The following is a 25,834-nucleotide window of genomic DNA, read 5'->3' on the forward strand; positions in this document are numbered from 1 at the left end:
TTTTGACTGATACATACATTCTGAAATATATAGTAATCTTGACAACATAACATTAATTCTGACAATTGTTAGTTTTAATCAATATGGAGGTGAAGGGTAAATACAGGATTAATGATAGTTAAAAAAACGATTTGGGGTGAATGTTTTGAATAAGAAAAAGATTATTTCCGTAGCAATGGCAATGACACTAAGCATTGGCACATTTAGTTCAGGTGTCGCAGCTACAACACTACCAAATGTTAAAGGACAGACAGAATCCGACAAACACGTATCCTTACATACTGGTCCTTTTGACATGTCCATAGCGAATGATGAAAAGCTTATTGAAATGTTAAAAGAAGAAGGAAAAATAAAGAAAAATGCAACAATCGAAGAGGCGCAAGAGCAATTACATGAGTATCTGGAGGATCGTCAAGAAGAAGCACAAGAACGTTCTGAAGGGGAACTAGCTGAAGAACAAGTTGAGAAACATAAGAAAATGAAGAACAAACACGATCATGAAGGATTAGAGGAAGATGATGATGACGACGAGAAGGACGATGATGATAGACTTGATCCGGTTGTAGAGGAAGACTTTACCGGTGATGTAAGAAAAGACAATGTACTTGCCATATTAATCGATTTCCCTAACTATCAAAACAGTTCTATCCAACCGGAAGAAACCGATATGTATTACGAAGATTATCCGGCAGAACATTTTAATAAAATGATCTTCGGATCAAATGGCTATACTGGTCCAAATGGGAAGAATTTGGTTTCGGTTAAGCAATTTTATGAAAAACAATCTGGAGGAAGCTATACCATCGGAGGGGACATCGCTGGTTGGTATACTGCTGATCACCCAGCAGCATATTATGGTGCAAATGATCCAGCTCCAGATGGGAGTGATATTCGTCCAAGAGTACTTGTAAAAGAAGCTTTAGCAAAAGCAGCAAATGATCCAAATGTTGATTTAAGTAACTTTGACCAAGAAGACCGTTATGATCTTGATGGTGATGGTAACTTACGCGAACCGGATGGTATTATTGACCATTTAATGGTAATTCACGCAGGTGTTGGTGAGGAAGCCGGCGGTGGATCATTAGGTAGTGACGCTATTTGGTCGCACAGATGGAATCTTGGCGGGCTTTATCAAATACCTGGATCAGATTATGCGGCATATGACTACACAATTGAGCCTGAGGATGGTGCTGCTGGAGTATTTGCTCACGAATACGGTCATGATTTAGGATTACCAGATGAGTATGATACACAATATTCGGGTGCAGGGGAAGCAGTTGCATACTGGTCAATAATGGCAAGTGGTAGCTGGGCAGGAAAAGTTCCTGGTACGGAGCCAACAGGATTCAGTCCATATGCAAGAGAATTTTTACAAGCAAGTATGGAAGGAAGTAATTGGTTAAAAGGTGAAACAGTTTCTTTAGATTCTATTAGTGAAGACGGAAAAGAATTTATTCTCGATCAAGCAAATACAAAAGGTACCCACAATGATGCCATTCACGTAAGTCTACCTAACAAGAAAAATATGGTAAATACACCATTCAGTGGAAAGTATGAATATTTCAGTGGTAAAGGTGACAACCTTGATAATTCAATGGTTCGCACAGTAGACTTATCTAATGCGCAAGATGCAAAACTTACGTTTAAAACGTGGTACGACATAGAATTAGGTTGGGATTATGCTTCAATTAAAGTGAAAGAGGCAGGATCAGACAAATGGACTACAATCCCAGGTAACATTACTACTACGGAAAATCCAAATGGTCAAAATCCTGGTAATGGTATTACAGGAAACTCAAATGGATGGGTAGATGCAACGTTTGACCTTTCCCAATATGCTGGTAATCAAATACAATTAAAGTTTAATTACTGGACAGATGTAGCTGCAACAATGCCTGGCTTTTATGTAGATAATATTGCAGTTGTGGCTGACGGACAACAACTTCTATTTGATGATGCTGAGGGTGATACTTCTGCATTTGAATTAAAAGGGTTCACAAAGGATGATGGTACTTACTATACAGAACATTATTATCTATTAGAATGGCGTAACCATGCTGGTGTAGATAAGGGACTTGCCCACATTAGACGTGGAGATAGCTTAATGTCTTACGGAGAAGGCCTTGTTGTATGGTATGTTGATAAATCCTATGACAATAACTGGACAGGCATTCATCCGGGCGAAGGGTTCCTTGGTGTAGTAGATGCGGATCAGAAGGTATTGAAATGGAGCGATGGTTCCCTCGCTGATACTAGATACCAAATTCATGATGCAGCATTTAACGTTGGGAAGAGTGAAAAAATGTTTCTAGATTATAGAGATTTACTCGGAGTAACGTTAAAAGATAACCATACTCGGAATATTGATGAATTTGAAGATAGTAACGATTATAGTAACGATCCAATTTTAGATGCTGGACGTAATGTTCCTGAATTTGGATTGGAATTTGAAGTAGTTGAAACAAGCAGAGATCAAAGCACAGCACGTATTGAGATTTCTCAAGAGGATGCCGAGGATGATCACGAAGAGGACAACGAAGACAGCGAAGAAGACGATGAAAATGATGAGGACAATGAAGAAGATGATGACGAGGACGAAGACTAATTCTCTCATACAAAATGTTGATGTAGGAATCGTTAAGTAAAATGAGAAGCTGTAATCCGTGTTCTAACGAATTACAGCTTCTTTATTTGATGTTTTTGGATAGATCTATGGCACTTTGCTCTTGCCACTTTATTTTTTCTATGCCATATAAAATCCATGGTGAAGATAATTGAAATTGATGATTAGTAGGCAGCAGTTCTTTTTGGTGTGGTGATAAATCCATCCAAATGTATGTTTCTTCTTTAGTTTGTTTATTTAAATGCTTGAATTCTCTAGCTATCGTCTCCCATAACCCTTTTTGTGATGTGAAATCATTCCAAGGATAAAGCGTATGTAAATAGTGATACTTTTTATGATCCAATTTTGTGATAAGTGCACGGGTTTTGTCTTCGTTCTCATAAAATGCCCATTGCTGTATCGTTTGATTCTGGAATAATGCGCTAGACACTGGAAATGAATAATAGCATTCATAGGGGAAAACCGAAGTTAATGAACCGTACATTTTATCTAACCAATATCTTTTTTTCGCTACATCAACTACTGGTTTCCATGGCTTATCTCCTGATTCAAGCGTAGCCACATTCTTTGTTATTGCGCCATATAATGGAATGTATGAGGTTAGACCGATTTTTTCCATAACCCGGCGAGCAGCTAGATTATTTTCTTGTGTGTTAGCCCCAACCCATCTTACCCCATCTATATGAAAAGCTTCTTTCATCATATGTGCCATTAGAGTTGTCGCAAGTGATTTACCACTAAATCTTCTGTCACTGCGCAGTCTCCCCAACATCGCATACTGGTTTGCAAATACGGAAATACCACCGACACTCACTAACTGATCATCGAGGAATAAACCATACATATGATTATTCCCTGTTACAAGGCGATCAAATATACGAATAATGTAGTCATCCTCAATTCCTGTATCCATTATTTTTACATACAAACTGTCTTTATTAGTTAGTGGTCGAATTAATTGCTCCATATTTTACTCACTCCCGAGTATATTTCCTTATGTAAATTATAATGTGAATAGAAGGGAAACTTCATCTATTTTGATTGAAATACCATTTTACATATTTAACAAATAGTTCAGACAAACTAGATATATGGAGGTGTAATAAATGAGCAAAAACGATAGGAAAAAAGCAAGAAATGGATTCAGCGATGAACAGGCAGTCCGGAAAAAATTAACCAGGCAATACGACCATGAATTTGCCAACGAACCACTTACCCCAGAGGAAAAATTCAATAACAGAAAGACGAAGAAGCGACAATAAACAAGTATTCCAGACCATAGCTAAATCAGTTATGGTCTTTATTATGTATTTATAAGAAAATAATTCCATTATTGTCAGAATATATCTCCCGTCTTATGTTACAATCTAAACGGAGAGAAAGTAAGTGAGGAGAGAGAATATGCGTAAAGTATTTGTAATGTTAGTTTTGTTCGGTTTTGTATTAATCGGCTGTAGTGATAAGTCGGCAACGAGCGATTCTAGTTCAGACAAAGGTGAAAAAGATACCAACACAGCTGAAAATGTCGAAGAAAATGAGGATAAGAAGGATCCGTTAAAGGTAACGTTCTCTGGTAAAGCTGTTTATGAAAATAATCAATTAACGATCACTGGAGAAACTAGCTTACCTCCAGAAAAGTCACATATTTCCTTCATACCACGTCCAATTGGTCATTCTTCGTTTATCGGTGTATCAGGAACAGCTGATGTTCAAGATGATGGTTCATTCAAGTTTGAGACCGGGATCCCAGAGGAATATGCTGGTGGATTGGAATTAAAAATTCGATTCCGTGCAGAGGAGCAAACAAATGAATCGGTAATAGAGCTGTATGGGGAAGGTGGAGAGAACTTAATAGGTCCTTTTGTTCGTTTATATAGTATATCGGATGAAAAGGTTAACAAGGAGGCAAGTGTGACGTTTTTACTACCAAAAAAAGAAGGGGAAGCAACGATAAAAGAAATTCCCTCCCCAGATTGGAAAAAACCAGATGATTATGGCGATATGAATATTCGAATCGAAGCAGATGTAAAGTACGATAAAGAATTTGTAAACATTGAAGGGAAAAGTAATCTTATAGAAGGAAGTGAATTAGCATTATCGATTCTTACTCCAGAGGGAGGACTTTCTGGTTCTGGTGATAAAGCACAAGTAAACCCTGACGGATCATATCATTTTAAAGTAGAAAATCCTGCTGAAAACGGAGACTTATCAAACTATACTGTACGGGTAAAATTTGAGCCAAGTGAATATAGTTGGCCAAACGTTTGGAAGCATTACGGCAAAATGGGTGAAAAAATGGAAGGTGCTTTAATCGAAATGTGGGGAGATGAAAAAAAGGCAATTTTCTTAAATAAATTAAAGTAAACGTAATTATATTCCAAAAAAAGCATTACGTATAACCGTTAATATTCATAGAAAAATATTCTGTCTAAATATGACGAAATGTTTTTCTTATCAAAACAGTGAAAATAGTATAAAATAAAAGAAACCTACACAACCAGCTCTTACCAGTATTACTCACTGATTGTGTAGGCTTCTTTTTTACGTACTTAATTGAAAGCTTTTTCATATAACGAACCTAGCATATTAATCGATATCACCATACCCAGGATCATTATAGAAGTCTGGACCTTGTGTTGATGCACTTACTGGAGCGCTAATAAAGAATGCTGCAATAGCTAGTACTGAGAAAAACATTCCGATTTTCTTTTTCATGTTCTCACCTCCCTTCAAGTATGTAAATGAATGCTATTATGCACCCATATTCTGTAGAGCTAACATAGGTAATCTGCAAAAAAAGTGATCACTTCGTTTGGATACAAAAAATGTATACGATTGGTGTAATAAATCCTTATTATGTGTAGCAAGACCTAAATAATAAAGTTCAAAAGGCGAGTTTAATGGTAATTTTCGCAAGATAGCTTCTGCTTTTTTAAGATTGCCTTTAACTATCTCAATATGGGCTTGTTCGCTTGGGTCTGAGGTTGTGATTCCTTCTATTCTTTGATGAAAAGCTGATAAGAATGGGATATTAAGGTTCTGGATGATTTGTATTATCTCGACTAATCTATGTTTTTTAGCAATTACTAAAGCTTCTTGCAAGTGGTGCATTCCCTGTTCATAGGTGTCAAATGTATAGGTTAATGCCAAATTAACGTTCATTGCTACTTTTGTTCGTGGATTCTGCGTTAGGTTTAATACACGAAAAGCATATTTTCGAGCCATAATAAGCTCGTTACGCACCCAGTAATAAGTAAATAAAATTTCGCATAGTCGAATGTTAAAAAAGGATAGAAGAAAAGGATCGGTTACTTCAGCGAATAGATGTTGTTGGGTATCTAAGAAATCGCCTAATTCGCCAAAATTATGCATGTCATAATGAATTGAAATTTTTACAAATTCAAGTAAACATTTAATTTCTGGCTCGTCACCTGGAAGAGAAGTTGCATTGCGTAAGAGCACTGGTGGGGGAAAACGGTTAAATTTACGATCTAACAATAGCTGGTAGACGGCAGCCCACTGAACGTTCGTACGAGTTGACTTTTCATTCTTGTTGATCAGTTGCTGCAGGTCATCGTAGCAACCATTCATGTACAAAAATTCCATACCCGTTTTCATAATTTCATCTTTGTTGCTTTGTAAACAAAATTGTCGAACTAAGTCAAGCACTATTGGTTCATCGTGTTTCATCGATAAGATTGAAATAACGTGATTCAGTGATAGATTATTATCTTGAGAGATGTCAAGTACAGATTCTGTAACTGAGTCAGTAGTCATCTTTTAGCTCCTAACCTTACCTTTTCTACATAATAGCACAATTAATAACAATTCAAATAGGGACTTATACCTGAAGTTTCGACAAAATTCTATCAATTCAGACAGGTTGTCAAGTATTTTATAGTGCATATTATCTATTTTTGTGATGCAACATTATAAAATTTGTCGAATTGTTTTGGGGTAGGTGTGCAAAAAAAGGAGTACATGAGGGATATAAAATGAAATGAAGGCGCATCTTGGTTAATGCGCCTACAATCATTAGTTGGCTACAGGTTCATGTTTCGATCCATCATTTTCTTCAGATTTATTTATAATCACAGCACCTGAAGCGTCACCAGTAATATTTACAGACGTTCGGAACATATCCATGAAACGGTCAACACCTGCAATTAATGCGATTGCTTCAAGTGGCAGGTTCATTGTAGTCAAGATCAGGGTAAGCATAACTAATCCTGCTCCTGGTACACCGGCAGCACCGATAGAACCCAACGTTGCAATTAATACAATCAACAGGATTTGAGTAAATGATAAATCAATTCCATATGCTTGAGCGGTAAATATAGTAGCGACACTTAAATAAAGTGACGTACCATCCATGTTGATGGTGGCACCAAGTGGTAAAACGAAGCTGGAAATTCGTTTCGATACACCTAAGTTATCCTCTGAACATTTTATAGTGACAGGAAGTGTTCCTGAACTACTTTGTGTGCTAAATGCTACGAGGCTTGCTGGAGCAATTCCTTTGAAAAATTGAATTGGATTCATATTTCCTAGTGTTTTTACAGCAATAGAATAGGTGATAATTGCATGGAAAATACAGGCGACGGCAACTACGGATACAAGCTTAATCAAAGGAAGTAATACTGACGCACCATACTCTCCAATAATTGGTGCTAATAAACCGAAGACCCCAATTGGAATTAACTTCATGATAACCCACGTAATTTTATACATGACTTCAGCCAATCCATCAAAAAAGCGATAGACGGGTTGTGCTTTTTCTCCTACCATCGTAATTCCTACACCAAGAAAAAGAGAAAAGAAAATGATTTGCAGAATATTTCCTGTGGATAGACTTTCAATAGGATTGGTAGGAATAATATTTAACAAAACGTTAATAACACCACCGGTTTCAGTAGCTTGCGGTACTTCTCCAGTAGTAGAAATATCGACACCTGCTCCCGGAGTGAATACAAATGCAGCAATTAAACCGATGCTAACTGCTATGAACGTTGTTACTAAATAATAAACGATTGTCTTTCCACCAATTCTTCCAAGTGTTTTCATGTTACCAGTACTAGCAACACCTACAATGAGAGAAGAGGTAATCAACGGAACAATAATAAATTGAATGAGTCGTAAAAAAAGATCACCTAATGGCTGTACCACGTCTATGCTCGGTCCAAAAATAATACCAGCAATGATAGCGATTACAAAAGCAATCAATACCTGGCTAAGTAATCCAATCTTCTTCATTATTTCACCTCCTTCGATTGATCAAGACATGCATTCTTTACAATAGGTATGCATTTTAAATATGTTTAAGAACTAGTAGAATGTGGAAAATAAAATTTATGAAGATAAACTTTTGACTAACTAATGGACAAATCATGAATTTTTTGTGTCATTTTTGAGAATAATTTGTTATACTATATATAGAAACCGTTTACAAGAAAGAAGTTAGCTGTCAATTGACTTAAGTTAGTTTATATTAAACAATTCAGGAGATGATTCAAATGGGTATTGCAGTGATGTTTATGTTATTGGCAACACTTACCCCATTCCTATTCATTTATTTAAGGAAGAAAGTATTTGCTATCGTGCAAAGCGTTTTACTTGTAGGCATGTGGTTATATTTCCTTGAGGTAATGTTCCAAACTGCACCAGCTGCTTTTTCGTTAACTTGGACGATGTATTATTTAAGTCTAATCATTGCGGAAGTGGCTTGGGTAATGTTTATCATTCATATGGTGAAACGACCGGTATCTTCATATAAAGAAAATTATTAATAAGAAAACACCCCTCATATCAAAATGAATGAGGGGTGTTTTTATTTATGATTGTTTCGATTGTGTTTGAAATAATTGTATCACTGCTTGGATAAAGGCTACAACGGAAAGGAGCATGAATAGCCCTTTTGCAGAGTAACCAGAATATAATGCTCCCCAAAGAGAGAAAGCAGTTAAAAGAATGCAGAGGATGAACCCTATCATAGGCTTCCACTGTAACCCGTATTCTTGTTGATCGTTTACGTGTTTGTTCAGTTCCAATTTCGGCACCTACCTATTATTATTCATGTTCCATATGATCCATATGCTCTTGATGCTGTTCCTGTTTTGGTTGTTCTTTATTATCACCATGCTGATCGTGGTCATGACCAAATGACATCGTGAAAAGTGAACCAGCAACTATAATTGATGCCATTACAAATCCGTGAAACATCATATTCCATGGCACATGACCACCACCGCTAGCAAATTCCGTCATATGCATGAACATGAATAACTGAATTCCAGCTTGAATAACTGCAAGTACCATAATTGCAATTATTACCCAAGTAGTGGGTAAATCAGATTTTAATGCTGCCCATGCTGCAAGAACGGTCAATAAAAGTGAGAATACAAAACCTACGATATGATTAACTGGGATTTTTTTTGATTGTTCTGCCATATTAAACCACCATCCCGATTAAATAGACACCTGTAAAGATAAAAATCCATACAACGTCTAAAAAGTGCCAATAAAGACCGACTATGAATACCTTACGGCTGGTAATTGGTGTAATACCGCGCTGGAAAAGCTGGATTATTATCATAATTGCCCAGCCTATCCCGAGCGTTACGTGTAATCCGTGCGTTCCAGCAAGAATGAAAAAGGCTGACCAGAATGCACTAGATTGAATGGTTGCACCTTCATGTGTGTAATGGATAAATTCATAGATTTCAAAGCCGAGGAACCCTAGACCAAGTGCTAACGTGATAACAAGCCACGTGATTAATCCTTTTTTGGATCCTCTTCGCATCTGGTGAATCGCAATCCCACATGTAAAACTACTTGTCAGTAGAAGAAACGTCATAATAAGTGTGCCAGTTGGCTCAAATAATTCACTTGGTAAAGGTGCTTCTGCCGTCCGGCCGAACAATACAGCATAAGTGGCAAAAAGTGTTGAAAACAATGCGACTTCAGCAGCAAGGAATATCCAGAATCCAAGAATACTTAACCTACCATTTTCTGTGCGATACTCCATTGGTCCGGTGTTAGCTACTTGTTCACTCATTATTTTAACCCCCTTGCTGAGCGCTCAATCTGCTTAATTTCATCTACTTCTACGTGATAGCCATCATCATAGTCAAATGATCGAACTCCCATCATGATAATAGCACCAATTAATCCAATTACAGCTAGTGTAATCCATTCAAATACAAGTGCAAAGCTAGCAAAGAACAAGATTCCCATCATGATGAATGGTTTACCAGAATTACTTGGCATATGAATCGGCTCTAGTTTTTTCTCATCAAAAGTTTTTTCTCCAGTTTCTTTCATTTTCAACAGTGGATCATACCCAAGGTTATCTGGCAACGTTGCAAAATTGTAATGGGGAACAGGAGTCGGTGTTGCCCATTCTAATGTTCTGCCAAGTCCCCAAGCATCTCCAGTTTTTTCGCGTTCACTATTACGGAAGCTGTAATAAATGTTATAAACAAAAATCGCAAAGCCTAGTCCCATACCAAATGCACCAATTGTTGATATAAAGTTAAGCGTAAACCATTCTGGTGCAATATAGAATATTCTTCTCGGCATTCCGTCTAACCCAATAAAGTATTGTGGGAAGAAGCAGACATGGAAACCGATAAGGAAGAACCAGAAACTCCATTTTCCAAGTCGTTCGTTTAATTTATGGCCGAACATTTTTGGATACCAATAAATGAGTCCGGCAAAACACGCGAATACAGTACCAGCAATTAATACGTAATGGAAGTGGGCTACTAAGAAGTAGGAATTATGGAACTGGAAGTCTGCTGCAGCCATACCGAGCATAACACCAGTAACACCACCAATTACGAAGCTTGGTATAAAGGCAAGTGACCAAAGCATCGCCGTTGAAAATTCAATTCGCGATTTGTAAAGTGTACCGAGCCAGTTGAATATTTTAACCCCAGTCGGTACTGCGATAAGCATTGTTGAAATCGAGAATACCGAGTTAACAAATGCACCTGCACCCATTGTAAAGAAGTGGTGCACCCAAACTAGAAAGCTTAGTCCAGCGATGATAATGATTGACCATACCATCGCGTTGTATCCGAATAAACGTTTTTTTGCAAAGGTTGCTATTACTTCTGAGAAAATACCGAATGCTGGTAAGATAACAATGTATACTTCGGGGTGTCCCCACATCCAAAATAGGTTTGCCCACATCATTGGTAATCCTTCACCAGTAAGCGTAAAGAACTGGGATCCAAAAATACGGTCAATCGTCATTAATGCTAATGCTACTGTCAAGATAGGAAAGGCAAAAACAATAATGAAACAAGTAACTAATGTCGACCAAGTAAAAATTGGCATTTGAAACAATTTCATACCTGGTGCACGCATTTTTAATATCGTAACCATTAGATTAATACCTGTTGCCAAAGTACCAATCCCGGCTAATTGCAGCCCCATTAGGTAAAAGTTTTGTCCAGGACCAGGACTCATTGCTGCACCAGCAAGTGGTGTGTAACTAGTCCAGCCTGCATCTGGAGATCCTCCGATTACAAATGAAATGTTAAATAACATTGCACCAAAGAAGAAGGACCAGAAACTTAGCGCATTGACAAAAGGAAATGCAAAGTCACGAGCTCCAATTTGCAATGGAACAATAATGTTCATAAGCCCAATAAGAAAAGGCATAGCCATAAAGATAATCATTACAGTACCATGTGTAGTAAAAATTTCATTGTAATGCTGGGCATTTAAAAAGTTCATATCTGGAAAGGCAAGCTGTACACGCATCATGAGCGCGTCCATACCACCTCGAAATAACATTGCAAGCGCACTTAGAATATACATTATTCCAATTTTTTTATGGTCAACAGTAGTCAACCATTCGCGCCATAACCAATTCCACTTTTTGAAATAGGTAAGGATGAAGATGATTGCAGATGATACAAGTCCGATTGCAACCATACCACCATAAATCAACGGTTCTCCTGTGACAAAAAATTCATCCCATTCCATAATTACACCTACTTTCGATTTAATGTTCCTTATTGTCTTGTTGACCGTTATTTTCTAAATGCATTGGTTCCTCATAGGCATCCCCATAGCGTTTAATGTAATAATCCATACCTGCTATTGTGCCGTGATTCACCCATTGTAAATGTGTTGATGAGAATGTCATTCGGTCAACTAATCCTGGCGCTAATAGTTCATTATATTTTTCCTGCGTAAGTTTCGGTGCTTCTTGTTGTTTCTCACTTACCCAGTCATTAAATTCACTTTGACTCTCGGCATATACTTTGAAGGTATGCTCCGTAAATGCCTCGCCATTAAAATTTGAATTACGACCATCATAAACACCAGCTTCATCCGCTTGAAGGTATAGCTTTGTTTGCATACCAGCCATATTATACTTTTGCCCTCCAAGAGCTGGAATCCAAAGAGCTGTCATTGATCCAGCTGAAGATAAGCGAAATTCGATTGCACGGTCAGTAGGGATATGCAAATAATTGACCGTTTCAATCCCTTGTTCTGGGTAGCTAAAAAACCATTTCCAGTTGGCCGTTGTCGCATATACGACTAACGGTTCCTTGTCACTGGAAGACTCTGGAGGCTTTTCTAAATCATATAATGCCTGAACTGTCGGTATCGACAATAGTGTCACAATGATTAAAGGAATAATAATCCAAACTGCTTCAATTGCTTTATTACCATGAAGGTCTGGTTTATAGCTTTCTTTTTTTCGATTTGGACGATCACGATATTTAATAACGATAACCGTAAACGCCACATAAACCACTATAATAATCCCTGCCATATATAAAAGGGAATATAAAATAAGGTCTTTTTGAGTTTCTGCCACTGGCCCCTTAGGATCAAATACCACCATTTGATCGCAACCACTTAGCAGAAAAACAAGACCTAAGAGCAAAAAGGTAAACCATTTTTTACTCTGACGTTTTTTACGATTCATGCGGAACACTCCCACCGTTTAGCAATAGTAAAAATCAAACTAAATTGTTTGTGATAAGTATAACAAATGGAAATAGGTAAGTAGAGGAACTTGCGATAGTAAAATCAAATGTTCACTTTTTTGTAGATTTTTTGATACATAATGTTCTAGAATTCAGCCTGAAGCTTTGGAATCAGTGTAATTTTGTGAATGTTTGCAGTGTTTATGGATATGTTTTTATTCTAATTCTCCATAACTTTACTAGTACTTCCTATTTTATTTCCTGTTTATACGCCTTTCTAAACAATTATTAGAACTTATTGAGTTAACATTTTCGTTGCCCTGAATTTATCAATACAAATGAAACTAAGGCTATCGCTATTAACAAATAACTGAAGTGAATTTTATGCTACAATTTAGTTTGTCGGAAAATGGGAGGTGACAATACATATGGATTGGTATATGAAGGTTATCAAAAACTACGTTGGTTTCAGTGGGAGAGCAAGACGGAAAGAATATTGGATGTTTACCTTGGTTAACTTTATTATTTCATTGTTTTTAATGTTTTTAGAATATTATACGGAATTGATGATGTTTTCTATCCTATCAGGACTTTATTCATTATTTATTTTTTTACCATCACTCGCTGTTACTTTTCGTCGGTTGCATGATACAGGGAGAACCGGCGCCTGGATATTGATTGCGCTTATTCCGATTATTGGAGCGATTGTTTTACTTATATTTACTTGCTTAGATAGTGAAGAAGATATGAACGAGTATGGTGAGAATCCTAAGTATAGTTACTAAAGAGTTAGGGGCTACCTTCATGATTGAATGTGCTCTCATGCTATTGGCAGTTAAGGAAGTACGGTTACTCGAAGATTGACACTAAAGCGGACACTAGATTCCTTATTCGAGCAAAATTGGGGCGAATGTGTCTGTCGTGGACTCAGGGTACGCTATTTAATGAAAAGAGCCTGATTTCATCCTGTTTTTATCTAAATAACGCATCCTGAGTCCACTTAGCCCATAAAACAGGAGCTAAAAGCAAAAATAACGACTTCTGAGTCCGCTACTGATAGAACTATTCCAAGTGGATTAGTTCTCAGTTTATACAAGAAAAAAGTTATGTAAGATAAAATAATAATTTGTAAAATCGAGGGGGAATAAACATGTCAAATAATTTTATCGTAAACGTCGAAGCGGCAATACATACAAATGATCAATTTCTGCTCATAAAGCGATCGGAAAAAGAGGAACATGCTGGTGGACTATATTCGTTGGTCGGTGGAAAGGTTGATTTTCAAGAAAGTGAACTTAATGTCTTGGAGAATAATCTCAAGCGAGAAGTTTTCGAGGAAATTGGGCTTACATTAGAAGGGGATTTAAGGTATGTTCATAGCACAACTTTTATGACTGGTGATGTGCAAGTATTAAATGTGGTATTTCTCTGTACACGTTTTACTGGTAAACCTTATATTAAAAGTCCCGATGAAATTGAAGAGATTAAATGGATGACGTATAAAAAAATACAAGAATGTGATAGTATCCCCTCGTGGACTAAGTCAAGCGTTGTATTGACTGGAAAACTTATATAATGGAAAGACCCTGCTATTTGGCAGGGTCTTTACTTATGGTTTCAATAGTAGTTTAAATCCGTTTGTTTGATTCATTCTGGTTGCGTGATAGTTGCCTTCAACCCAATCATTCATTTGGTCGTGATACCATTGACTTTTGAAATGACCTGCCTGACCTGGTCCTACTATATGGTAACCGGTTCCTAAATCATTTGTATCTACAACAAATCGCCAAGATGCACCATGGTCAACAATGCCAGTATTGGAGTCATAGCTTGCCGCCATAGGGGTAACGCCACTTCCTCCTACAGGAATTGGATCTTCTTTGTTGAAAAAGAATGCTAGAATAGGGCTAATATCTGATAATGGATGATAAAATTGAACTCTGTGGTAATCTCCCCATTGCCAACTTGCTAAATCGTTTCCGAATTCTTCGGTTAGATGATTTAGGGTATTTTTTAATGCGGTTTGCAGTACTTTTTCAAAACCCCCATTTTCCTGAATCCAAATTGAATCATTTCCTTTTCGTAGTATTTCATCGGTTGTTTGGCCACGGCTTCCAAATAAGTCCATCACATCTTTAGGGATTTCATCCTTGTATAATATCGTTTCAATCTCATCTAACCAGTGATGAAAAATCAACGGTTGTGGAGCGTTTACGTCATCTACATAATCCCAATTTGAAAGGAGTTTTAAAGCTTTCTCTTCTTCAGGTGATAGTTTCGTGCTACTTAGTTGTTCGATAAATAGGGGAACAAACTCCCTTGCCTGAAGGTTAGTTTGATCCATTTGTAACTTCTGCATATGCTCAACTGTGAAATCATCTCCAGCAGATAAGACCTCAGCAATCCGTTCATATCGATAAGGTTGTGCCCACACATTGCTTATGTGATATGGGTACGCATCACCAATAATTTTATTATTCGCCGTCGCTATAAATCCCTTTTCCGGATTAATAACAGTTGGTAATTCATCGAATGGAATGTAGCCTTTCCAATCATTTTCCTCTTCCCAGCCTTCAAGTGGTAGTAATGCATCATCTCCATTTTCATAAATGGGGATATTACCATTTGCCTTATATGCAATCGTTCCATCTTTTGATGCGAATACAAAATTTTGAGCAGGTGAGAGGAATTTTTCCAATCCTTTCTCAAATTCATTCCAGTTAGAGGCACGATTGATTTCTAAAATTGCTTCCAGCTCGGTCGTAGGTTCTAGTGCGGTCCACCTCAAAGACATGACAGTATCCTTCATCTTTTCATTTGCAAAATCAGAAATAATTGGTCCGTGTCGTGTTTCCACAACCTGATAATCTATCGTTTCTCCATCTTTTACTTCGATTGGTTCGTTAATCACGGTCGCCTGTTCCCATTCGCCCTCATATAAAAATTCATATTTGTTATCAGGGTTTCTTTTTTCTAAGTATAGCTGTTGGACATCAGGACCAGTATTCGTGACACCCCATGCAATAGATTCGTTGTGCCCGAGAATTATTCCAGGGACCCCGGCAAAAATAACGCCACTTACATTCATTTCTGGTGTTTCTAGTTGCATCTGATACCAAATTGATGGGGTAGCAAGCCCGAGATGTGGATCATTTGCAAGAAGTGGCATGCCTGATTTTGATTTTTCTCCACTAACAACCCAGTTGTTACTGCCATTAAACGTATGTGGGATAATAGCTTTATCAAAACTTGCGGCGACGTCTACTTCATCTTCACTAATAATGGTTGGTTTGTTATCGGGGTAACTTGGGAATAATTCATACGCTTTTTCTTGCTCGAAATTGTTCAGAACATAGTAATTAAATGCTTGACGTTCCCAATGACCACCCAAATCAAATGCCATGTATTTTCCTATAGTTAGCGAGTCAATTGGTGTCCATTTTGCTGGTGTAGAGCCCATTAAGGTAAATTCAATTGGCAAGCTATTATTTTCTTTGGCTTGAGCAATATATGCATTTACACCATCCGCAAACCACTGTAATACTTGTTTTGCATCATCGGAATATATTTCATATGAAGCTTCAGCTGCGCGCCTTAGGCCAAGCGTACGAAAATATTTATCATGGTTAATTGCTGCCTCTCCAACTACCTCGCTAAGTGTGCCTGAAGCTTGCCGACGTGACATTTCCATCTGGAACATCCGGCTTTGAGCTTGGATATAACCCTGTGCCATGTATAGATCATGGGCATTTTGCGCCGTGATATTTGGTACACCATTTTTGTCGGTGATAACGGTTACTTCCTCTTTAAGTGCGGGTATCTGTATTTCACCTTCCACCTGTGCGAGCGATTTATTTATGTAGGCGTTTGCAAAAACAACTACTAATATACCAATTATTATCAATACTCCAAGTACAATAAGTAATATCTTCTTTTTATTACGTTTTTTCCTTTGTGGCTCAACAACAACCTCTTCCATTTGCAATTCATTTATCCCCCTTGTTATCTTTCTGTATAGTTATTATTCCACATAGGTTCTTAGAATTCCTTTTAAAAATGCGAATCAATAATTTCAATGTTCAATATGATAAAATATAGATAAATAGGTGATTGGAGCATATTTCGAAAAATGAAAGAAGCGGGAATTGCTAAGGATCGCGAGGTTTTACACAAATAGACATATTTTGCTAGAAAGGGGTTTATGATGGAATTTATTATGGATATGCTGATAGGGGTGGGAATTGTATTTATTGTACTTTTTTCGTTTGCAGCATATGTAGGATTTAAAAATAGAAAATAGGTGGAAAAATAATGTTACTAGAGTTTATTAGTGTATTTTTTATAGCATTCATAGTCATGGTAATTATCGCGTTTATTTTTAATACATACACAAAGAGAAAGAAAATGAACTACGGAATCTTACTAATGGAGAGTCTATTCATTGCAGCAATACTGACTTGGATTTTTTAAAGAAGCCTGGTACTTTTTCACGTCGGATGAAAAACTACCAGGTAATGTTGTTTTATCTTGGGTTGCGACACATACTTGGGATAAGGAAAATGTCTAAAATAAGCCATATCCAAAGAATTGCCAGTAGAAACCAGCCAATTAATATCCAAGCAGTCGCCCAGCCAATGACACCAAGTAAAATTTGCGCAATTCCAGATCCTACTCGTCCAGTATAAAATCGATGAATGCCTAATTGTCCTAAGAAAAACCATAATATGTATGCGAGTAAAATACTTCGTTGTGCTACCATAAGTTATATGCCTCCTTTCTCCTTGCTTCTACTGATTATGATAGTTTACGACAATCAAGTCAATTTCTTTGCATCTTTTTCCAAGGATTTTTTACTAATATATAAAACTATATTAAGGGGGAGAGGTAGTCTCCTAGAAGAAAAAACATCCTATACCACTATGTTTATGGTATAGGATGTTTTATGATTGGTAACCGTTACCGTTATTCAAACCTGCTTAAGCAAACATTAATAATATTTCCAAGCGTCTTGATAAAGTTGCACCAAGATTGGGCGGTTCATACGATTAATTGGGATATCATAGCCTTCAATATTTTTGTCAATATCTTTGCCGAATTCGAATAGTGAGTCAACCATATCGTCTCCTAAAAACTTCGTATCAACAGCGATATCAATATTCGAAATATCTATTTTATCACGAGAAGCCAAGGTAAAGCCCCAATTACCGAAACTTGGTACGTCTAGATGATAGCTTTCCGTATTCAATCCCGTTGATTGGACTGTTTGATTTATCGTCCAAAAGACTTTTGTCGCAAATACAGGGCTTGTCGATTGGATGGACACTTTTCCACCAGGAACTAAATGATTTCTCACCAATGAATAAAATTCCTTTGTATAAAGCTTATTTAATGCTTCATTGTTTGGATCAGGTAGATCGACAATAATTACGTTATAAAATTCATCAGTTTCCATTAAATAACGGAATGCATCGTCATGAATAATTTTAACGCGGTCACTTTTCAATGAACCTTCATTTAATCGAAGAAGGTCTGGATGTGTATTGGCAAGCTCTGTCATTTTTGGATCAAGGTCCACTAATGTAATATGTTGTGCATCATCGTACTTTAAAATTTCTCGAACTGCGAGTCCGTCACCACCACCTAGTACTAAAACATTTTTATGACTATTGGCTAGAGCCATCGGAATGTGTACCAAAGACTCATGGTATCGGTATTCATCGCTCTCTGAAAACTGTAATTGTCCGTTTAGGTATAGGCGAACATCACCTGGTTCCTTTGTAACTATAATCCGTTGGTATTTTGTTTCTTCATGGTAAACGATTGGATCAGCATATAATCGTTGTTCGAATTTATATGCATACGTTTCCCCGAATAGAAAGCCTAAAGCAAGAACCGCAACTAACGCTACTCCAACAACTTTATGTAATATAGGCTTGTATACTTCTTTTCGAAAGAGATAGGTGACGATCAACGCAACAAGTGCATTGATTGCAGCAACGAAGAATGCTGTTTTAATTAATCCAAGCATTGGACGTAGTAGCAATGCAAAACCAATCGAACCTATTAAGCTCCCAGCGTAATCGAAAAAAAGGACACGTGCTGTGCTTTTGCTTATGTCTTCACGAATTAATTCGACTCTCCGAATTAATATAGGAAGCTCAAGGCCAGTTAAAAAACCAGTAATAGCTATAACGATATATAAATATATCTGAGCAACTTCAGGACCAAAATACGAGAGAAAGAAAAAGAGTCCAAATATGGAAAATCCTCCAACTACTGCAATCAACAATTCAGCTTGGATGAAACGAGCAACAAGGGACTCTTTGATTCTCTCACTTAAAGCGGCTCCAATACCCATTGCCATGAGAAACAATCCTATTGTTATACAGTAAAATAGGACACTATCACCAAATAAGTATGCCCCAGCCGCGCCATAAAGTACTTGATAGACGATCCCACAAATCGAAACGATCCCTGATGAAATGTATAAATAGCGTTGTGCATTCACTGATCGTCATCCTTTCTATTGCCACATAAAGGTATCATTAGGTTATGCTTCCTGCAACAGCAAAACCAATAAAAACGCTTAAAGAAGCGGCTACAATTGCAACTGCCACATTGTTTTTCTTGATTTCATCTTCCACTTTAAACGGAGTGATAAATTCAAAAATAAAGTAACTCACAACCATCAATACAAAGCCGATTATTATCCAAATCGAAGCACCCCAAATACTTAAATTATGAGCAATGGATGCCTTCGTAATAATGCCAAGTCCTATCAACTTCCCAGCAAATTGTGTGCCAACAGCTATATTTCCATTTAAAAGTTCATCTTTATCGTTGTATGGAGTAATCCATTCGAAGATTAACATGCAAAGTCCAGCGATTATGAGCATAAGCACCCAATAGGTAACAGTCGCAAATAACTCATACATATCAAGAATTTCGGACCATTCAAAAGTAAACAATTTCCTCACTCCTTTTTTGTCTAACTTTAGCCAGGATGAACGTACAGTAAAGCCCGTACTATTTTCACCTGTCTATCTATTTGTACGTCGCTAGGCAGTCGCCTGCGCTTTTCTTTTTACTTTCCTGCTCCTGGGCCTCCGCCTCGAACTGGTTCAGCGGCCGTTGAACCGAAACGAACGGTTGGAATACCTGTATTTTTCACATAGCCATTACTACCTATATAACCAAAATAATAGTAACCATCGCCGTCACGTTCATCTAAATTCATATCAAAAGCATCCTCAGCGGTATCAGCAACACCATATGTAGTAAAATAATCAGTTGTATAGTTTTGCCTTACAAACTTTTCATCTGATACCTCTATGATTGAATCGTCAGTGTTTTCAATATCTTGATAAATTTGAACAAGATAATCATCGTATACCATTACTGTTCGGTCATCTTTATTCGAAATCTTTAATGGCTCTTCCTGTTTAGAAATAGAATTTGTTACTTGGTCAATTGAAGCTTGATAAGCACGAAATATCTGTGATTCATTACCAGCTTGATCATATACAAGATCCTGCATCGGATACAAGTTGTCTACCGTGTTAAGTGCTGAAGAACATCCAACTAATAGGATGCCTATACCAGCTATTAAACTCGAAAGTACCCATTTTTTCAAAAAATCACCACCTTGTATTTTATGTTGCAGGCCGAAGTAATAAACTTCCAAGTGCCCAGTGTGTTTCATTAATATCTGGTAACCACTTTGGAGGGAAATTTCCCTTTACATCAAACGTGTCTTTTTTCGTTTCACCGTTATCCAGTTTAATAACGCGAGTGATTGTAAATGAAAAATCAATCCACACATCGTAAGGGTATGTGGCCCATTCCACACCATTTTCGTTGTCCACGTTGATAGGTTCAACTTTTTTATCGTTTAGGTATGGGATGAATTTCTTATTTTTCACGATATATTCAATGGAATCTATTTTATCTGGATCTGTTTTCTTTACTTCGTAGACCTTAGCCAAATTTGTTTCTTGTACAAGATGACTATGAAAATAGTTATCTATTTCTTCCCATTCATGCATATCTAAACTATGTAGGGCTGATACAGCTTGACTAAGTAAATCTTTTTCCTCGGGTTCATAATTCTCATCAGTTATGTAGTCGTCATACGAAATCGAAACATCATCAGTTTTTCCTTCCACACCTTTTACTTTAATATCGCCAGGTAACAAGAAACCAATTAACATGAAAATACCAAATAAGACAACGATTCCGATTAGAGTGCCCTTTACAATCTTTTTTAACTTCTTCATATATTCACCCCCAATTAGCCATTATTCCGTTTCCAATTATAGCATAAAATTGACCGCTTTTTTCCAAAAATTTACGTATTTATCTAATGAATATATCTATTAAAATGTGCGTAAATAAAAAGGTGAATTTGATAATCATAAGTTAATCTATGACGACATAATAGTAGGTTTTGTTCGTAAATTTTGTTGCTTTTTTGCCTTCGTAATTGAAGAAAACTGCGAACTAATGAAAATTTAAGTTTATGGTAACAGCAACGATGATTTCCGCTGCGCGCAAGGCTAGTGAAGGAACATTTTCGACCGTACTGGAAAGATTGCACGCAGGATGTCAGCTTGCGGACACACGATCCCTTATTTGTGAAAAAAAAGGGTAAATGCGGTTGTTATCGGACTCAGGATTCCTTATTTGGGTAAAAACAGTTGAAAATCATGCTTTTTAGCTGAATAAGGAATCGTGTGTCCGTAAATCCTCAAAATAAAGACAAAAAAGGTAAATAAGGCATCCTCAGTCCGATACCAAGCCGTGTCCCTTGACGTACTATTGCTAGCCCCCTGCTTAGTTCGCAGTTTATGTATTTTGTGACAAAACAGTAACCCTTTAGTAACAGCCTAATAAAAAGAACGCCACAAAAATGTGGCGCTCTTTCTGTTATTTAATTACATCCAAGCTGCGCCAACAATGATTAGAAGGATGAATAGTACGACGATTAGTGCGAATCCATTTCCCGCACCGTATCCACCTTTTTTCCAGCAATGATCATATCCAGCACCAGCAACTGGTCCGTTATAGCCATATCCTGCATTTCCGTAAGACATAAAAATACCTCCTATTAATTAATTTTTAAATTAAATTTAATATCCGTACCCAACGTAGGAAGCACCTACAATGATTAAAAGGATAAATAATACTACGACAAAGGCAAATCCTCCGCCATAACCTCCTACAGCTTCACTCATCGAAAATCACCTCCATAGCCTTATACCATTACCATATGTGGATAATTGACTATTGATATGGACATTACCCCAGATTTTAGGTAATTTGGGCTGTATGCAATATTAATCTATTTCAACATTCCGTGGTTTCTTTTTAGGAGTGGTGATTGTTAAGATTCCATTATTAAAATTAGCTTTTGTATTTTCTTCCGAGATTGTAAAAGGGAGCGAAACAATACGTTCCATCTTATTCGAAGATTCTTTGATACTTTGCTCGTCGTTTATAACATCAATTTTTTCTACGGAAATACGAAAAACGTTTCCGATGATATCTAAATGTATTTGATTTCGTTTATAGCCTGGTAGTATCGCTTTTACGATTACATCGGTACTTGATTCCGTTACTCTAACCTCGAATGACTTATGGTTGAATAAAGCATCAAAATTTTTAAAGGAGTCATTAAAAAAGGAATCCATTTGATTTAGAAAGTTGTTTACTGAGGATTTCTGAAAAAACTTAGACAGGTCGTTTTTATTCGAATCCACTTTGATCACCTCATTACTTCTAATCTATAATTATAAAATATGCTAAATAATAAAAGCGTGGTGGGCGTGTAAACTAATTTTAAACTAAGATTTTTAGTGGAAACTGGCAAATGTCTCGTCAAATATAGCATGTGACGGAGTTCTCTTATACAGGAATTTTTAAAATTGATACTGTTTTACAGTTCTAGTAAAAACGAAATTATTGGTCATACTAACTTTGTAATTAATAATGCGGAGGGATATGTGTGCCTAAAAAAACAAAAAAGGTTGATCCAAAAGATAGTCGCAACATTGCTGAAAAAAGCTATGAGCCATCGAATTATAAGGGAAAGTCTCAATTTGAGGAAGGGTTAGCTGAAACCCATGAGCAGGTATCAGACGATTATGCAGAAGGAACAATAGATCAAAAGTTAGACTAACAAAAAATGAGGAGCTCCATAATTGGACTCCTCCATTTTGTTTATTGATTATCATGCTTCCAGGTTGTATCTTTACTACTGACAGGACAGGCAGGAAAATCTTCATCTTTATTTAATTTAGCCTTTTCACCCGATTGACAGATGTAATTTCCAGTTTCCGGAACACCTTGACCAGTACGGTATTCACGATATTGGTCACTCATGAGTAACACCTCCAAATAGTTATTCTTTACTAAAGTGATATTTTCATTCGGTTATTAACTAGAGTGAATAATCATTTTTTCTTTCTGTATATCCAATCCAGCCGACCAATTCCCATTGTGGTTAACTAGACACCAATCTAATGTATCTTTGATTGTTTCTTCCCTAGAACGGAATTTCAGTCCTGAAGCAATTGCTAGATCGGAACTTGCGTCCATCATTCCAGCTAAGTTTAGATGATTTGGTAACCAAAATGGCAACTCAATCCAGGGTTCAACTTTTAATTCCAACAATAAGGACTCGTTAATCCAGTGAAGCCTTGTGTTCGTTGGTGAATGATTCTCTTGACACAAAGTAAGAAATTCTCTAAATCCAATTGGTTGGGTTGGCCCTGCTGCATTATAAACTCCAGTCAGATCTTGTTCGACAGAGTTTAGCATCCACTCAACCAAGTCGCGAACATCGATAAATTGTACACACGTATCCTTCGTCACATTTGGCACTACAATATCTCCACCCTGATGCATTCTCCATGGCCAATAAGTGAAGCGGTCAGTCGGATCATGTGGACCCACAATTAAACCAGGACGAATAATAAGATTGTTATTAAAACGCTTCGTTACAAATGACTCACATTCTGCTTTATTGCTTGCGTAATCACCTTTCCCATATTCATGTAATTCATTTGTTTCAACTACTGGGCCTTTGCTCAAATCTTTATATGCACTAATACTTGAAACAAATACATATTTTGTACATTTATTGACTAGCTGATCTGTTGAACGTTGTACATGACTGGGTTCTCGTCCCGATGTGTCAATCACCACATCCCAGTTTGCTGATAAAAGATTAACGTCATCAGTTCCACGATCACCCTTTATATGTTTTACTCCTTTAACATTTTCTAGGAAATTAGGATTTGTTTTGCCACGATTAAATAGCGTAATTTCGAAACCACGTGCTAAAGCCTGTTCCGCGATATGTCTCCCTAAAAATTCCGTTCCACCTAAAATAAGCATTTTCATTTCAATTTCCCCCAGTGATAGTTTATGAAGCCATCATATATTGCATAGTAGATTGTACTTGCTGTTGAACGTATAAAGCTGGAATAGAAGCATTGTCCGTTAGCATACTAGCAATAAGCTGTACGTCACCATTTTGTAATGCGAGGCTATATAATTGAACACGTAATACGTCATCCTCGTCGCCTATTTGATTGTTTACATTGGCTTTAACTTCATTTTTTATTTTTTGTCTTGCTCGAAAAAGAGTTGCTTTTACAGCGCCAACTGTTTGATTGGTTACTAATGCAATTTCTTTCAAGCTACATGAAAGCACATCGGCTAAAAGAAACATAATTTGTTGATTTACTGTTAGGTTTGCCACGATTGTATGTAGTAATTGTGTGAAATAGAAAGAAGATACAGTGTCAGTTGATTCTGTAATGCGTTGATTTTCGTCATCATATGGAATTGTAAGTAATCTTTTTTTCTAGTCTGATCAATCAAAGTGTTTCTTGCAGCGGTTGTAAAAAATTGATTTGTCATATATCTTGGTTGCTTGTTTTTCCAATGCAAATATGTTTTTAACCAAGTGGTTTGCATAAGATCCTCAGCATCGTATTTGTTATTTGTAACGTTTTGACAAACTTTCCATGTGGATGGGGCAGCTTGTGTCCATGCTTTATTAAAAATTTCGTTCATTAATTACACTCCTTTTCACTTTCTCCTTTCATAGTTATAAACGAAAAATAGGGGAGAAAGGATACGATTTCTTTAAAATATTTTTAAATCATGTATTTCTTAGAAAACCACTTAACATACTTTAGAATATTTTTTAATCGGATGTGAAAACTAATTTCATGTGTTTGTGTAAATGTCTTGTATTAAGGTGGTAGAAATGAGTAGTTATCAAAAATTAATCGAAGAGAATTCAAATAAATTAAATCAAGCATTTAATGAACAATATCATATTTGGATGGAACATGTACTATTTACATGGCGTTGGTGGATTGGTGTTGGAATTATTGTTTTGTGTATAATAGCATGGATTTGGTTAGTTCATAAAGAAAGTTTAGACCGTTTTTTATTTGTAGGATTTTTTGTAGCATTGATAACATCATTCTTGGATCAGTTGGGTAATTTTTTTGGTCTATGGGGGCTTCGGTATGAGGTCTTTCCAGCTGTTACATATATTACATGGGATCTCTTTTTTATTCCAACACTTGTTGTACTTCTAATTCAATTCAAGCCGAGAATAAATCCATTTATTAAAGCATGCATATTAGGAGCATTAACCTCATTTGTAGGACTTCCATTGATGGCGTGGCTAAACATTTACAAATTGTCCAATTGGGAATATATTTATTCCTTTCCGATTCAAGTAATAATTTATTTACTCGCTCATTATTTTAGTACTAGAAAAAGGTTTGAACCGATTGAACAGTAACAACATCAATTATAAAAATGGAGCTGTTAAAAATCTGAGTTTTCTTCCGTATTCAACAGAAAGAAAAGAAATAACAAATCCGTAGTTGAAATAAAGTGCGAACTAGTGATAATTCAAGTCTGTAGTAACTGCATTGTTGATTTCCGCTTCGGCAAAGGCTAGTGAATCAAGCGAACTGGAATGATTGCATTGCAGGATGTCAGCTAGCGGACACACGATTCCTAATTTATGAAAAATAAGGGTGAATTTGGTTGTTATCGGACTCAGGATTCCTTATTTGGGTAAAAATAGTTGAAAATCATGTTTTTTAGCTAAATAAGGAATCGTGTGTCCGTTAATCCTTAAAATAAAGGTAAAAAAGGTAAATAAGGAATCCTCAGTCCGATACCAAGCAGTGTCCTTGACGTACTATTAGTTCAGAATGTTTAGTTCGCA

General features: G+C 36.7%; 30 protein-coding genes and 1 pseudogene. 9 read left to right on the plus strand and 22 right to left on the minus strand.

The window, feature by feature from the left end:
* Positions 1 to 145: 145 nt before the first annotated feature.
* Positions 146 to 2,605, plus strand: coding sequence for an immune inhibitor A domain-containing protein (locus ACY9Z2_RS09380; protein WP_463609373.1), 2,460 nt, complete (start codon positions 146 to 148; stop codon positions 2,603 to 2,605).
* Between the two features lie 82 nt (positions 2,606 to 2,687).
* Here ACY9Z2_RS09380 and ACY9Z2_RS09385 read toward each other — a convergent pair whose 3' ends face one another.
* Positions 2,688 to 3,590: a GNAT family N-acetyltransferase gene (locus ACY9Z2_RS09385; protein ID WP_463609374.1), complete on the minus strand. Its 903-nt coding sequence runs from the start codon at positions 3,588 to 3,590 to the stop codon at positions 2,688 to 2,690.
* 139 nt (positions 3,591 to 3,729) lie between these two features.
* Here ACY9Z2_RS09385 and sspO point away from each other — a divergent pair, with 139 nt between their 5' ends.
* Together sspO and ACY9Z2_RS09395 are read left to right on the plus strand one after the other, a co-directional pair.
* Positions 3,730 to 3,885, plus strand: coding sequence for a small acid-soluble spore protein SspO (gene sspO / locus ACY9Z2_RS09390; RefSeq protein WP_463609375.1), 156 nt, complete (start codon positions 3,730 to 3,732; stop codon positions 3,883 to 3,885).
* A gap of 139 nt (positions 3,886 to 4,024) precedes the next feature.
* Positions 4,025 to 4,987 (plus strand): hypothetical protein, encoded by a 963-nt coding sequence (locus tag ACY9Z2_RS09395; protein ID WP_463609376.1) that lies wholly within the window; start codon positions 4,025 to 4,027, stop codon positions 4,985 to 4,987.
* 222 nt (positions 4,988 to 5,209) lie between these two features.
* Here ACY9Z2_RS09395 and ACY9Z2_RS09400 read toward each other — a convergent pair whose 3' ends face one another.
* The 3 genes from ACY9Z2_RS09400 to ACY9Z2_RS09410 form a co-directional block, all read right to left on the minus strand.
* Complete coding sequence (locus ACY9Z2_RS09400) at positions 5,210 to 5,338, minus strand: hypothetical protein (protein WP_463609377.1); 129 nt, start codon at positions 5,336 to 5,338, stop codon at positions 5,210 to 5,212.
* A gap of 36 nt (positions 5,339 to 5,374) precedes the next feature.
* Positions 5,375 to 6,400, minus strand: a complete 1,026-nt coding sequence (locus ACY9Z2_RS09405) for an AimR family lysis-lysogeny pheromone receptor (protein WP_463609378.1) — start codon at positions 6,398 to 6,400, stop codon at positions 5,375 to 5,377.
* A gap of 258 nt (positions 6,401 to 6,658) precedes the next feature.
* Entirely contained in the window at positions 6,659 to 7,876 is a 1,218-nt protein-coding gene (locus ACY9Z2_RS09410) for a dicarboxylate/amino acid:cation symporter (protein ID WP_463609379.1), read from the minus strand.
* A 260-nt stretch (positions 7,877 to 8,136) separates the two neighbouring features.
* On the opposite strand from ACY9Z2_RS09410, the gene ACY9Z2_RS09415 reads away from it, so the two are divergent.
* Positions 8,137 to 8,409 carry a spore morphogenesis/germination protein YwcE gene (locus ACY9Z2_RS09415; protein WP_463609380.1) on the plus strand — a complete coding sequence of 91 codons (273 nt, stop codon included), beginning with the start codon at positions 8,137 to 8,139 and terminating at the stop codon, positions 8,407 to 8,409.
* 45 nt (positions 8,410 to 8,454) lie between these two features.
* Here ACY9Z2_RS09415 and ACY9Z2_RS09420 read toward each other — a convergent pair whose 3' ends face one another.
* The 5 genes from ACY9Z2_RS09420 to qoxA are packed head-to-tail and all read right to left on the minus strand — an operon-like array spanning position 8,455 to position 12,572.
* Entirely contained in the window at positions 8,455 to 8,670 is a 216-nt protein-coding gene (locus ACY9Z2_RS09420; RefSeq protein WP_463609381.1) for a cytochrome C oxidase subunit IV family protein, read from the minus strand.
* Positions 8,671 to 8,689: 19 nt separating this feature from the next.
* On the minus strand, positions 8,690 to 9,070 hold the full coding sequence (gene qoxD, locus ACY9Z2_RS09425; protein ID WP_463609382.1) for a cytochrome aa3 quinol oxidase subunit IV: 381 nt from the start codon (positions 9,068 to 9,070) through the stop codon (positions 8,690 to 8,692).
* 1 nt (position 9,071) lies between these two features.
* A complete protein-coding gene (gene qoxC, locus ACY9Z2_RS09430; RefSeq protein ID WP_463609383.1) occupies positions 9,072 to 9,677 on the minus strand; it encodes a cytochrome aa3 quinol oxidase subunit III in 606 nt (201 codons plus the stop codon).
* Complete coding sequence (qoxB, locus tag ACY9Z2_RS09435) at positions 9,677 to 11,617, minus strand: cytochrome aa3 quinol oxidase subunit I (RefSeq protein ID WP_463609384.1); 1,941 nt, start codon at positions 11,615 to 11,617, stop codon at positions 9,677 to 9,679. Before qoxB ends, qoxC begins: the two co-directional genes overlap by 1 nt.
* Before the next feature lie 19 nt (positions 11,618 to 11,636).
* Positions 11,637 to 12,572: a cytochrome aa3 quinol oxidase subunit II gene (gene qoxA, locus ACY9Z2_RS09440; RefSeq protein ID WP_463609385.1), complete on the minus strand. Its 936-nt coding sequence runs from the start codon at positions 12,570 to 12,572 to the stop codon at positions 11,637 to 11,639.
* 429 nt (positions 12,573 to 13,001) lie between these two features.
* Here qoxA and ACY9Z2_RS09445 point away from each other — a divergent pair, with 429 nt between their 5' ends.
* Together ACY9Z2_RS09445 and ACY9Z2_RS09450 are read left to right on the plus strand one after the other, a co-directional pair.
* On the plus strand, positions 13,002 to 13,358 hold the full coding sequence (locus tag ACY9Z2_RS09445; RefSeq protein WP_463609386.1) for a DUF805 domain-containing protein: 357 nt from the start codon (positions 13,002 to 13,004) through the stop codon (positions 13,356 to 13,358).
* Between the two features lie 365 nt (positions 13,359 to 13,723).
* Positions 13,724 to 14,149 carry an NUDIX hydrolase gene (locus tag ACY9Z2_RS09450; RefSeq protein ID WP_463609387.1) on the plus strand — a complete coding sequence of 142 codons (426 nt, stop codon included), beginning with the start codon at positions 13,724 to 13,726 and terminating at the stop codon, positions 14,147 to 14,149.
* A gap of 33 nt (positions 14,150 to 14,182) precedes the next feature.
* Here the strand turns inward: ACY9Z2_RS09450 and ACY9Z2_RS09455 are convergent, their stop codons facing one another.
* Positions 14,183 to 16,552 carry a penicillin acylase family protein gene (locus tag ACY9Z2_RS09455; RefSeq protein ID WP_463609480.1) on the minus strand — a complete coding sequence of 790 codons (2,370 nt, stop codon included), beginning with the start codon at positions 16,550 to 16,552 and terminating at the stop codon, positions 14,183 to 14,185.
* 332 nt (positions 16,553 to 16,884) lie between these two features.
* Between ACY9Z2_RS09455 and ACY9Z2_RS09460 the strand changes: the two genes are divergently transcribed.
* The gene (locus ACY9Z2_RS09460; RefSeq protein ID WP_463609388.1) at positions 16,885 to 17,043 is read left to right on the plus strand and encodes a hypothetical protein; all 159 of its coding nucleotides are present in this window, start codon (positions 16,885 to 16,887) and stop codon (positions 17,041 to 17,043) included.
* A gap of 52 nt (positions 17,044 to 17,095) precedes the next feature.
* Here ACY9Z2_RS09460 and ACY9Z2_RS09465 read toward each other — a convergent pair whose 3' ends face one another.
* The 8 genes and pseudogenes from ACY9Z2_RS09465 to ACY9Z2_RS09500 form a co-directional block, all read right to left on the minus strand.
* On the minus strand, positions 17,096 to 17,332 hold the full coding sequence (locus ACY9Z2_RS09465) for a TM2 domain-containing protein (protein ID WP_463609389.1): 237 nt from the start codon (positions 17,330 to 17,332) through the stop codon (positions 17,096 to 17,098).
* 228 nt (positions 17,333 to 17,560) lie between these two features.
* Positions 17,561 to 19,081, minus strand: a complete 1,521-nt coding sequence (locus ACY9Z2_RS09470; protein WP_463609390.1) for a polyamine aminopropyltransferase — start codon at positions 19,079 to 19,081, stop codon at positions 17,561 to 17,563.
* Positions 19,082 to 19,118: 37 nt separating this feature from the next.
* Positions 19,119 to 19,541, minus strand: a complete 423-nt coding sequence (locus ACY9Z2_RS09475) for a DUF350 domain-containing protein (RefSeq protein ID WP_463609391.1) — start codon at positions 19,539 to 19,541, stop codon at positions 19,119 to 19,121.
* 116 nt (positions 19,542 to 19,657) lie between these two features.
* Positions 19,658 to 20,206: a DUF4247 domain-containing protein gene (locus ACY9Z2_RS09480; protein ID WP_463609392.1), complete on the minus strand. Its 549-nt coding sequence runs from the start codon at positions 20,204 to 20,206 to the stop codon at positions 19,658 to 19,660.
* A 19-nt stretch (positions 20,207 to 20,225) separates the two neighbouring features.
* Positions 20,226 to 20,849 (minus strand): hypothetical protein, encoded by a 624-nt coding sequence (locus ACY9Z2_RS09485; RefSeq protein ID WP_463609393.1) that lies wholly within the window; start codon positions 20,847 to 20,849, stop codon positions 20,226 to 20,228.
* 657 nt (positions 20,850 to 21,506) lie between these two features.
* Positions 21,507 to 21,590 (minus strand): annotated as a pseudogene (locus tag ACY9Z2_RS09490) (YjcZ family sporulation protein); the annotation flags it as partial.
* Between the two features lie 111 nt (positions 21,591 to 21,701).
* Positions 21,702 to 21,806 carry a YjcZ family sporulation protein gene (locus tag ACY9Z2_RS09495; RefSeq protein WP_463609394.1) on the minus strand — a complete coding sequence of 35 codons (105 nt, stop codon included), beginning with the start codon at positions 21,804 to 21,806 and terminating at the stop codon, positions 21,702 to 21,704.
* A 102-nt stretch (positions 21,807 to 21,908) separates the two neighbouring features.
* A complete protein-coding gene (locus ACY9Z2_RS09500) occupies positions 21,909 to 22,331 on the minus strand; it encodes an Hsp20/alpha crystallin family protein (RefSeq protein ID WP_463609395.1) in 423 nt (140 codons plus the stop codon).
* A gap of 239 nt (positions 22,332 to 22,570) precedes the next feature.
* Here ACY9Z2_RS09500 and ACY9Z2_RS09505 point away from each other — a divergent pair, with 239 nt between their 5' ends.
* Complete coding sequence (locus ACY9Z2_RS09505; RefSeq protein ID WP_463609481.1) at positions 22,571 to 22,750, plus strand: YozQ family protein; 180 nt, start codon at positions 22,571 to 22,573, stop codon at positions 22,748 to 22,750.
* 41 nt (positions 22,751 to 22,791) lie between these two features.
* On the opposite strand, the gene ACY9Z2_RS09510 is transcribed toward ACY9Z2_RS09505, so the two are convergent.
* From ACY9Z2_RS09510 to ACY9Z2_RS09525, 4 genes are read right to left on the minus strand one after another with little or no spacing between them, the layout of a single operon-like run.
* Positions 22,792 to 22,953 carry a hypothetical protein gene (locus ACY9Z2_RS09510; protein ID WP_463609396.1) on the minus strand — a complete coding sequence of 54 codons (162 nt, stop codon included), beginning with the start codon at positions 22,951 to 22,953 and terminating at the stop codon, positions 22,792 to 22,794.
* A gap of 54 nt (positions 22,954 to 23,007) precedes the next feature.
* The gene (locus ACY9Z2_RS09515; protein ID WP_463609397.1) at positions 23,008 to 23,976 is read right to left on the minus strand and encodes an NAD-dependent epimerase/dehydratase family protein; all 969 of its coding nucleotides are present in this window, start codon (positions 23,974 to 23,976) and stop codon (positions 23,008 to 23,010) included.
* 22 nt (positions 23,977 to 23,998) lie between these two features.
* Positions 23,999 to 24,337, minus strand: coding sequence for an RNA polymerase sigma factor (locus ACY9Z2_RS09520; protein WP_463609398.1), 339 nt, complete (start codon positions 24,335 to 24,337; stop codon positions 23,999 to 24,001).
* Entirely contained in the window at positions 24,325 to 24,654 is a 330-nt protein-coding gene (locus ACY9Z2_RS09525; RefSeq protein WP_463609399.1) for a sigma-70 family RNA polymerase sigma factor, read from the minus strand. Before ACY9Z2_RS09525 ends, ACY9Z2_RS09520 begins: the two co-directional genes overlap by 13 nt.
* A gap of 196 nt (positions 24,655 to 24,850) precedes the next feature.
* On the opposite strand from ACY9Z2_RS09525, the gene ACY9Z2_RS09530 reads away from it, so the two are divergent.
* Positions 24,851 to 25,399, plus strand: coding sequence for a CBO0543 family protein (locus ACY9Z2_RS09530; RefSeq protein ID WP_463609400.1), 549 nt, complete (start codon positions 24,851 to 24,853; stop codon positions 25,397 to 25,399).
* Positions 25,400 to 25,834 lie beyond the last annotated feature (435 nt).

The organism is Virgibacillus sp. GM2-2 (genome assembly GCF_055329585.1).